The sequence below is a fragment of the Achromobacter sp. genome, from assembly GCF_036567245.1.
Lineage (GTDB): Bacteria > Pseudomonadota > Gammaproteobacteria > Burkholderiales > Burkholderiaceae_B > Achromobacter.
The window spans coordinates 1-8,878 of sequence record NZ_DATCUY010000326.1 but is presented as its reverse complement, the minus strand read 5'-3'; the positions used below and the strand labels follow the sequence as shown (position 1 = coordinate 8,878).

The following is an 8,878-nucleotide window of genomic DNA, read 5'->3' as shown; positions in this document are numbered from 1 at the left end:
CCGGCCGCCCGTCCGGCGGCTGCAGCTCCCAAGCCCGCCAATCAGACCAACGCCCGGCACTGAGCGCCGGCCGCCGTTCCTGTTCATCCCCCGTTTGGTTCAGCCGCAGCGCACGCTGCGGCACTCGCCGTACACGATGCCGGCGGGTTGCGGCGTCCTGCGCGCCCAGTCCACCGGGTGCGAGTGCATCTCTGTTTCCAGCTCCATGCGCAAGGGCAGCAGGCCCCTGGCCTGCGCGTTGCCGGCGTAGCTGTTGACGTCGGGACCCAGCGCGGCCAGCAGCGCCCGCAAGGGCGGCAGCAGCGGCTTGTGCAGATAGGTCAGGCGCAACTTCAAGGTGTTGGCCTGGAAGATGCTCTGGCCGCCCGGGAGCGGTGGCCGGCGCGCATGTTGCAGGTCCTGGTAGCCGTTATCGATGGCGCGCAGGCCTCCCGCCGCGGGCACCTTGAGATCCGGGTGGGCGTGTTCGCGGAACGACTGCTCGTCGGGCAGCAGGACTTCGATGCGCCAGGGATGGGTGCCTGAAATGGCCGACAGCGCGGCCTGCTCGTCATTCTGGCGGCGGCGGGCGCCGGCCTGACCGCGCGCATCGGCATGTAGCGGCAGCAGCGCCTGCAGAAAGGCCGTCCGCATGCGCGCCGGATCGCCGTGCGCGGTGGCGCCGGCGCGTGCGGCCTCCATCAGCGCCAGATAGGCCATCTGGCGCACGCCTTGCCAGCGGGCTGCTTCGATTGCCAGCAGGCCCAGCAGCAGCACCAGCGTCGCCGCCACCGCGAATTCGATGGCGGCGGCGCCGCGTTGGCGGCAGGAAGGGGTGTGAAAAAAGGCGGTCATGGCTGCGCAGTCTGGCGCAGGCATGACCGCCTGTCGATGAGGATAAGCCGGCGTGACGGAATCGTCCCGGCGGCCAGGCCGCCGGTACAGATCAGTGCACCGTGGGCGGTTCGTCCGCGGCGGGTGCCGCGCTCGCCGAGAACAAGGTCGCGCAGTCGACGGAGTCGAACTTATACGGTTTGCCGCAGAAATCGCAGGACACCTCGACCTGGCCGCGTTCGGCCAGGATGCTGTTGACCTCTTCCTGGCCCAGCGTGCGCAGCATGCTGGCCACGCGTTCGCGGGTGCAGGGGCAGTGCCAGCGCACGGCCAGCGGATCGAACGCCACCAGGGTTTCTTCCCAGAACAGGCGATGGATCAGCGTGTCGATGTCGGTGGCCAGCAGTTCGTCGTGCTTGATGGTGCTGGCCAGGGCGCAGGCGCGGTCCCAGGTTTCGGCGGCGTTCTGCTCGGTGAGCGCGGGCGCATCCGAGCCGCCGTGGTACGGCAAGCGCTGGATCAGCATGCCTGTGGCATGGTCGGCGTTGGCGGCCAGCCAGAGGCGCGTGTCCAGCTGTTCGGAGGCCTTCATGTAGTGTTGCAGCGCCTCGGCCACGGTGTCGCCCTGCAGGGGCACGATGCCCTGGTAGGCCTGCTGGCCCGGCAGCTTGCGCTGCGGGTCCAGCACCACGATGAAACGGCCGTTGCCGCCCGGGTTCAGCAGGCTTTGCATGTCGCCGTCGCTGGGCACTTCGTGGCCTTCGCGCATCTTGACGGTGGCGCGCAGGCTCAGGTCGTTGCGGCATTCCACCACCAGCAGGGCGATGGGGCCGTCGCCCTGGATCTGCAGCACCAGCGAGCCGTCGAACTTGATGTTGGCGGCCAGCAGGGTGGACGCCGCCACCAGTTCGCCCAGCAGGTGGGTGATGGCGGGAGGATAGTCGTGATTGGCCTGGACGGCCTTCCAGGTCGCCTCCAGGCGCACGGCCTGGATGCGGACGCTGCGGTCTTCGGTAAGGTATTTCTTGAGCTGATCGGTCATGCAGGAATGTTAGCCGATCAGGCCCGTCTATTCCCCCTGCCGCCAGCAGGGTCGGAGCACTGCCTTGGGTGGCTCAGCCGACCCGCTTCAGGGCAGTCTTGTAGTGTTGGCCGCGCGCCACGTAGTGGGCGGTGTTCTGGTGCAGATTGGCGATTTCCTCGTCCGAGAGTTCGCGGACGATCTTGCCGATGCCGATGACCAGGGAATTGTCGGGAATGATGCGGTCTTCGGGAATGATGGCGCCGGCGCCGATCAGGCAATTGCGGCCGATGACCGCGTTGTTCAGCACGATGGCCTGCATGCCCACCAGGGCGCCTTCGTGGATGGTACAGCCGTGCAGCATGGCCTGATGGCCCACCGTCACGTTGGGGCCGATGGTCATGGGACAGCCATTGTCCACGTGCAGCACGCTGCCTTCCTGGATATTGGCGCCGCTCTGGATCAGGATGGCGTCGTTGTCGCCGCGGATCGACACGTTGGACCAGATGCTGACGCCCGCCTCCAGCGTGACGTTGCCGATGATGTCGGCGCTGTCGGCCACATAGGCCGCCGGGTCGATGCGGGGGATCAGGTCGTCGAGTTGGTAAATGGGCATGCCATGGTCTCCGGTTGCGGCGTCAGGCCTTGGGGGCGTGCTGCGCGTCTGTAATGCCTGCAGTCGCCCGCGAGCGCTCTTCTTCGCGCAGGCGCAGGATGCGGCGCTGGATTTTACCGGTGGTCGTCATGGGCAGCTCGTCGACGAATTCGATCTCCTTGGGGTATTCATACGGGGCCAGGCGCTCGCGCACATGTTCCTGCAGGTTCTCGATGATGTCGTTGCGGTCGCGCTGCGCGAACTCCGGCGTCAACACGACATAGGCCTTGACCAGGGCGCCGCGCTCCGCGTCCGGCTTGGGCACGACGGCGGCGTTGGCTACGGCCGGGTGCCCGATCAGGCAGCTTTCGATTTCTCCGGGGCCGATCCGGTAGCCAGCGGATTTGAACACGTCGTCCGCGCGGCCTGCGTACCAGAGGTAGCCGTCGGCGTCGACCGTCGCCAGGTCGCCCGTCAGGCACCAGTCGCCTTTGAACTTGGCCTGGGTGGCGGCTTCATTGCGCCAGTAGCCCAGGAACATCACCGGATCCGGGTAGCCATGGATATCGAGCCGGTTGACGGCGATCTCGCCGGCGGCGCCGGGCGCTACCGGCTTGCCGTCTTCGTCCAGCACCGCGACATTGTGGCCCGGGTATGGGCGGCCCATGCTGCCCGGCTTGGCGGGCCAGCGCTTCTGGCTGTTGCCGACCACGTAGTTCATTTCCGTCTGGCCGAACATCTCGTTGGGCGTCACGCCCAAAGCCGACTGGCACCATTCGAAGACGGTTTCGCCCACGCTCTCCCCGGCGCTCATGATGGAACGCAAGGCCAACTGGTAGCGATTGCGCGGTTCCGGCACCGCTTTCATCATCATCTTGAGCGCGGTGGGGAAGAGGAAGGTGTTGGTGACCTGGTAGCGTTCCAGGAGTTCGAAGGCGCGTTCGACCGAGAAGCGGCCGCGCGTACCGACGATGGGATGTCCGAAGTACAGGGTGGGCAGCAGGGCGTCCATCATGCCGCCGGTCCAGGCCCAGTCGGCGGGCGACCAGAACACGTCGGCGGGTTTGGGGAACCAGTCCTGGGAGGCCACGAAGCCCGGCAGGTTGCCGATCAGCACGCTATGCGGCAGCAGCGCGCCCTTGGGGGCGCCGGTGGTGCCGGAGGTATAGAGCAGGATGGCCGGATCCGAGGAGCGGGTCTGGACCATCTTGAATTCGCTGGGTTGGCGTGCCAGCAGGCTGCGCCAGGGCAGTACGCGCTCGTCGGCAAAGCCGATGCCGATGATCTGCTGCAGATTGGGACAGTTTTCGCTCACGGCCAGCAGATTGCCGCTGGAGGCGTAATCCACGATGGCGACGCGGGTTTCGGAATCGCGCAGGCGGCTTTCCAGGGCTTCCGGACCGAACAGGGCGGACAGCGGCAGCACTACCGCGCCGACGCTGTAGATGGCCATGTGGGCCACCACGGTTTCGGGGCGTTGTCCCAACACCACACCGACGCGGTCGCCGCGCCCCACGCCCATTTTCACCAGGCCGTTGGCCAGTTGATTGGCTGCTTCCGCCAGGCGGGCATAGGTCCAGACCTCGCGGTTGCCGGACTCATCTTCGTAGTAGATGGCAATGCGCCGCGCATCCGGACTGCTGGATGCCCAGCGGTGGCAGCACGCTTCCGCGATGTTGAACTGGGTGGGTACCAGCCAGCGGAATGTTTGGTAGAGCGCCTGATATTGGTCGTTCATGGCCCTATGTTGTAAGCATGTTGCAGCGTGAACGGGTCAAGTTCGCCCGTTGCCCCAGATGCAAGCATGACCTAGAGGGCCGTGAACTGCAACATCCCCGTTGCGTAACGGGGACGCATACGGGTTATCACGGGTGTTTGCCTTGACGGCGCAGCGCGGACGGCAGGGCCGGCAGCGTGAGCGAGCGGGGCGGACGGGCGGCGGGGTCGGCCTCGCGTTCCGCCGTGACGGCGGCCCAATCCAGTAGCTGGAGCTGGCCATCATGGGTTTCCGCCAGGGCGGAGAGGCTCTCCACCCAGTCACCGTCGTTGCAGTACAGGATTTCGCCCACGTAGCGCAGTTCGGCCTTGTGGATATGGCCGCAGACCACGCCGTCCAGGCCGCGGCGTCGGGCTTCGCCCGCCAGCGCTTCCTCGAAGTCGGTGATGAAGGATACGGCGTTCTTGACCTTGTGCTTCAGGTACTGCGACAGGGACCAGTAATGCAGTCCCAGGCGGTGGCGCAGCCGGTTGAAATGATGATTGATCCACAGCGCCAACTGGTAGAGCCCGTCGCCCAGGTGCGCCAGCCAGCGGCTGTGCTGGATCACGCCGTCGAACTGGTCGCCGTGCAGCACCAGCAGGCGCTGCCCCTTGGCGGTGACGTGCACGTCCTCGTCCAGGATTTCGATGTCGCCGAAGGCATAGCCCGCGAACTCACGCGCGAATTCGTCATGGTTGCCGGGAATGAACACGACCCGGGTGCCGTTGCGCGCCTTGCGCAGGATCCGCTGGATGACGTCGTTGTGCGCCCGGGGCCAGTGCCAGTGCTTGCGCAACTGCCAGCCGTCGACGATGTCCCCCACCAGGTAAAGCGTGTCGGAATCGTTGTGGTCCAGGAAGTCGAGGAGGAATTCCGCCTTGCACCCGGCGGTGCCCAGGTGAATATCGGAAATCCAGAGGGCGCGCCAGTGCGCAGGGCGGATTTCGTTCACGGTAGCTTTTCCAGGGATTGTGCTCATGCCTGGGAATGAAACCATCCAGCGATGACCGGAACGTGAACGCCATGTGACGCTGTTGTGACGACGTCAGCGCGGTTCTCAGTGGCGCACGGTTGCTGGCCGTGCGCCGGACTGCGGGGAACTGGAGCGGCCGCAGCCGCTGCATGTCCCGCAGGTCAGGGCTGCTGCTGGTTGGCCTTCTTGGCGCGCAGGCGCTTCCACAGGCCGCCGCCCAGCGCGGCTGCGGCCAGCACGCCGACCTTGGCGAACTTCGCCAGGAAGGCGGCGATCACGGCGAACAGGCCCAGCTTCTTGGCCGCCACGCCGGCCACCAGGGCGGCCAGGCCGTATTCGGCGACCTTGTCGGTCGAGGAGTTGAAGTCGGCGTAGCGCTTGCCTTCGACGTAATCCAGCTGGTCCAGCAGGGTCAGCACGGCCGTCTTGTCCTTGGGCACCATGCTCTTCTGCGTGATCAGGTCCAGGGTGATGTAGCCGTCTCGGCCCAGCGCGTAAGTGTTGTAGTTGACGGTGGGATTTTCAGTGGCGCTTTCGCCCTTGTGCTTGACGGCGACCGACCAGACCAGGCGCTGCGTGTTGCTGTCGTACTTCGGCGCTTCGACCCAGCCGTCCATGATCAGCTCGGGGAAGCCGCGCTGCTTGCGCTCTTCATTGGACTGCTCGGTGCCTTCGCGCAGGCTGTCCAGCAATTCATTGACGTTCCAGTTCTTGGCGTCGTCGTCCTTGATGTAGCCGGCCTTGTCGAAGTTGACGGTGATGACCCAGTCGTCATCGTCGCTCTTGGGCATCACCACGCCGAGCAGGGAAGGATCCTTGCCATTGCCGTAGGCCGCCATCAGCCGGTCCGCCTGCAGGCGCGGCACGAAGAACATGGATTCGGGTAGATGGACGACCGCCTGTTCGCCCAGCTTGACGTCTGCCGGCCCCTCCTGGGCCGCAGCGAAGGCGGCCTTCGTGGCCGCTTCGATTTCCTGCTGGGCGGCCGCGTTCTGGGCAAGGGCGCTGGCGGGAAGCAGGAACAGGGCGCTGGCGGCAGCCAGCGCAACACGGAAAAGGAAAGCGCGCATGATGGTTCTGGGGCGTCTAAAAAAGGGGCCCCATTGTCTTTGCGGTCGACTTTCAACTTTCTGAAAGCAAACGGCTAATTCGCCGCACGATGTTGCCGTTTGTCGCAGGATGTATGCGGCCTGCCCTGCGACGCGCTGGATCCGGGCCTATCGGGCCTTTTTGCGCTGCGGCGCGTTGCGCAGCCGGGTGCCGAGGATGCGGTCGTGCAGGAATTGCCCGTCGGGGTCGAACCAGGACCAGATGAAGATCGTGAAAGGCGCAGCGACGATGAACATGTCCATCGAGGGCCAGCCGGTAGCGCTGGCGGCGGCCCAAACGACCGCCGCGCCGGCCAGCACCAGCGGCCAGACCAGGACATAGCGCAACATCAGCCGGGCCGTGGATGGAGTATTGCCGTCGCGGTCGACGAGTCGGATGTTCCAGGTCTTCATGGGCAGTGTCTGGCCACGGCGGCGCCAGCACAGCACGAAATACGCACCGATGGCCAGGAACAACCAGGCCTGCCGGGCACCTCGCAATTCCAGCGCGTTCTTGCTCTGGGTGAGGGTATCCAGCAGGTAACCCGATAGGAACACCACGCCGAACAGCAGCACGGCTTCGTACATCATGCAGGCGAACCGGCGCAGCCGGTTGGGAGTCTGGTCGAGGAGGGCGTCGGTCGTCATGGGTCGCTATTATCCGACAAAGCCGGACTCTGGCGACCTGGCCCGTGCGCTTGCGGCAACTTTCGCAGGATGTCTTGCCGGGAGTGTTCCAGGCAAAAAAAAACCCGTCGGTAAGGGCGGGTCTTAAAAGGGGCTATGCAGCCCCCAAGGGGAAAACTGTTCAGGCCGTAAGCCTGGGGCCTTGCTTAGGCGGCGGAGTGCGCGTTCTTGGCGCTCGTCTTGCCAGCCAGGGCACGGATGCCGTGGGCCAGCTTACGCAGGCCGGCGGCCAACGCCCGCATCGGGTGCGGACGGAATTGTTCTTCAATGGCCTGGAGCATCAGTTGGCGCTCGAGTTCGTCGGTCAGGCGGATGGTGTTGTTCGGGTTGATCACAATAGCCTCCACGGGCTTGCACTGTTTAATTAGCTACTAGGGATAACCCGAATTATAGGGGTTAACCCTGCACTTGTGCAAGTGGCCGGTGCGAATTGGCAACACCTTGGTGCGATGATGCTCCCAAACAGGGCGCGGGAACACCATAAGCAAAGATACGCGCACCATGTTGCTGCGCGTTTACAACGTACTGCGGCAGGGAAAAGGGCTGCCCCGGGGGCCGCAGCCGCCCGGGGGGCGAGGCGCGCTCAGGCGTCGCGATAGCCGGCGGCGACCAGCTCGAAACCGAACAGGCGGCAGTCCAGCGAGCCGTTGTGCAGCGGCACGCGGCGCTTGGGTTTCAGGCGCATCTGGTTGGGCAGGGTCAGGTCGCTGGTGATGACGTGCAGTTGCCAGCCGGCGAAATTGCGCTTCAGGCAGGTGGCCCAATCGCGCCACAGATCCGCGTCCTGTTCTGTCCCCATGCGCTCGCCGTAGGGCGGGTTGGTGACGATCCAGCCATGGTCGGCGGGTGCCGTGACGTCGCGGGCATCGCCGATCTCGAAGCGGATGGAATCCTCTGTCAGCCAGGCGCGTTCGGCGTTGTTGCGGGCGAATTCGATGGCTTGCGGATCCAGGTCGTAGCCGACCAGGGGCGCGTCCAGCTGCGGCAGGATGCGCGAGCGGGCGTCGTCCTTCAGGTCGCGCCAGCGGTAGGCGTCGTGTCCGCGCAGGCGCTCGAAGCCGAACGGGCGCGAGATGCCCGGGGGCACGCCCAGCGCGATCCAGGCGGCCTCGATCAGGATGGTGCCCGACCCGCAGAACGGATCCAGCAGCGGCGCGGCCGGGTCCCAGCCCGCCAGCGCCAGCATGCCGGCGGCCAGGTTTTCGCGCAGCGGCGCCTCGCCCTTGTCCAGGCGCCAGCCGCGCTTGAACAACGATTCGCCGGAGGTGTCCAGGTACAGCGTGGCGGTGTGTCCGGTCAGGAACAGGTGCACGCGGGCGTCCGGGCGCACCGTGTCGATGCTGGGGCGTTCGCCTTCCAGTTCGCGCAGGCGGTCGCAGATGCCGTCCTTGGCGCGCAGATTGCAGTACTGCAGGCTTTGCACCGGGCTCTTGATGGCCGAGGTGTCCACGCGCAGGGTCTGCTCGGCGCCGAACCAGCGTTCCCAGGGGGTGTCGCGGGCCAGATCCAGAATGTCGTCTTCGTGCGAAATCTCGGCATGGGCGACCTGCACCAGGATGCGGGTCGCCAGGCGGGAGTACAGATTGGCGCGCTGCACGCCAGCCCAGTCGGCGGTGAACGAACAGCCGGCGCGGCCTGCCTGCGCGTCCTCGAAGCCCAGCGCCTGCATTTCCGCCGTCAGCGCTTCTTCGAGACCCTGGGGGCAGGGGGCGAAGATGGGAAATACTTCCGCCTGGCGGGGTTCGCGCGGGCGGCGGCTGCGGGTCTCCACGGCGGGCTCGCGCCTGCCGCGGCCTTGGTCGTGGCCATGGTCACGACCGTCGTCATGGTCGTGAGCCTGGGCGAAATCCGCTTCCTGCGCATGATCGGGTTCGGCCTGGTACTCCGGAGCGGGGCCGTCGTCCTCGAACGGATCGTAGAAGCGTCCCGCCGGCGTGGCGGG

9 protein-coding genes are annotated in these 8,878 nt (G+C 66.0%); all 9 read right to left on the bottom strand.

Annotation, left to right across the window (positions count from 1 at the left end):
* Window positions 1–99 precede the first annotated feature (99 nt).
* Window positions 100–834 (bottom strand): TadE/TadG family type IV pilus assembly protein, encoded by a 735-nt coding sequence (locus VIR09_RS14260; protein WP_332013456.1) that lies wholly within the window; start codon window positions 832–834, stop codon window positions 100–102.
* A 91-nt stretch (window positions 835–925) separates the two neighbouring features.
* Complete coding sequence (gene hslO, locus VIR09_RS14255) at window positions 926–1,855, bottom strand: Hsp33 family molecular chaperone HslO (RefSeq protein WP_332013455.1); 930 nt, start codon at window positions 1,853–1,855, stop codon at window positions 926–928.
* Window positions 1,856–1,928: 73 nt separating this feature from the next.
* Window positions 1,929–2,450 carry a gamma carbonic anhydrase family protein gene (locus tag VIR09_RS14250; RefSeq protein ID WP_332013454.1) on the bottom strand — a complete coding sequence of 174 codons (522 nt, stop codon included), beginning with the start codon at window positions 2,448–2,450 and terminating at the stop codon, window positions 1,929–1,931.
* A gap of 22 nt (window positions 2,451–2,472) precedes the next feature.
* On the bottom strand, window positions 2,473–4,167 hold the full coding sequence (locus VIR09_RS14245) for an acyl-CoA synthetase (RefSeq protein ID WP_332013453.1): 1,695 nt from the start codon (window positions 4,165–4,167) through the stop codon (window positions 2,473–2,475).
* Between the two features lie 127 nt (window positions 4,168–4,294).
* On the bottom strand, window positions 4,295–5,167 hold the full coding sequence (locus VIR09_RS14240; RefSeq protein ID WP_332013452.1) for a UDP-2,3-diacylglucosamine diphosphatase: 873 nt from the start codon (window positions 5,165–5,167) through the stop codon (window positions 4,295–4,297).
* Window positions 5,168–5,322: 155 nt separating this feature from the next.
* Window positions 5,323–6,231 (bottom strand): DUF2167 domain-containing protein, encoded by a 909-nt coding sequence (locus tag VIR09_RS14235; RefSeq protein ID WP_332013451.1) that lies wholly within the window; start codon window positions 6,229–6,231, stop codon window positions 5,323–5,325.
* Window positions 6,232–6,378: 147 nt separating this feature from the next.
* Window positions 6,379–6,897: an RDD family protein gene (locus tag VIR09_RS14230; RefSeq protein WP_332013450.1), complete on the bottom strand. Its 519-nt coding sequence runs from the start codon at window positions 6,895–6,897 to the stop codon at window positions 6,379–6,381.
* A 185-nt stretch (window positions 6,898–7,082) separates the two neighbouring features.
* The gene (locus VIR09_RS14225) at window positions 7,083–7,271 is read right to left on the bottom strand and encodes a hypothetical protein (protein ID WP_006389355.1); all 189 of its coding nucleotides are present in this window, start codon (window positions 7,269–7,271) and stop codon (window positions 7,083–7,085) included.
* Between the two features lie 248 nt (window positions 7,272–7,519).
* Window positions 7,520–8,878, bottom strand: a 1,359-nt coding sequence (locus VIR09_RS14220) for a THUMP domain-containing class I SAM-dependent RNA methyltransferase (RefSeq protein WP_332013449.1), incomplete at its 5' end; no start/stop codon positions are given.

Bases quoted from the DNA above. Each gene is read 5' to 3' on its own strand.
- VIR09_RS14260 (WP_332013456.1), bottom strand. From the start codon at position 834: ATGACCGCCTTTTTTCACACCCCTTCCTGCCGCCAACGCGGCGCCGCC.
- hslO (WP_332013455.1), bottom strand. From the start codon at position 1,855: ATGACCGATCAGCTCAAGAAATACCTTACCGAAGACCGCAGCGTCCGC.
- VIR09_RS14250 (WP_332013454.1), bottom strand. From the start codon at position 2,450: ATGCCCATTTACCAACTCGACGACCTGATCCCCCGCATCGACCCGGCG.
- VIR09_RS14245 (WP_332013453.1), bottom strand. From the start codon at position 4,167: ATGAACGACCAATATCAGGCGCTCTACCAAACATTCCGCTGGCTGGTA.
- VIR09_RS14240 (WP_332013452.1), bottom strand. From the start codon at position 5,167: ATGAGCACAATCCCTGGAAAAGCTACCGTGAACGAAATCCGCCCTGCG.
- VIR09_RS14235 (WP_332013451.1), bottom strand. From the start codon at position 6,231: ATGCGCGCTTTCCTTTTCCGTGTTGCGCTGGCTGCCGCCAGCGCCCTG.
- VIR09_RS14230 (WP_332013450.1), bottom strand. From the start codon at position 6,897: ATGACGACCGACGCCCTCCTCGACCAGACTCCCAACCGGCTGCGCCGG.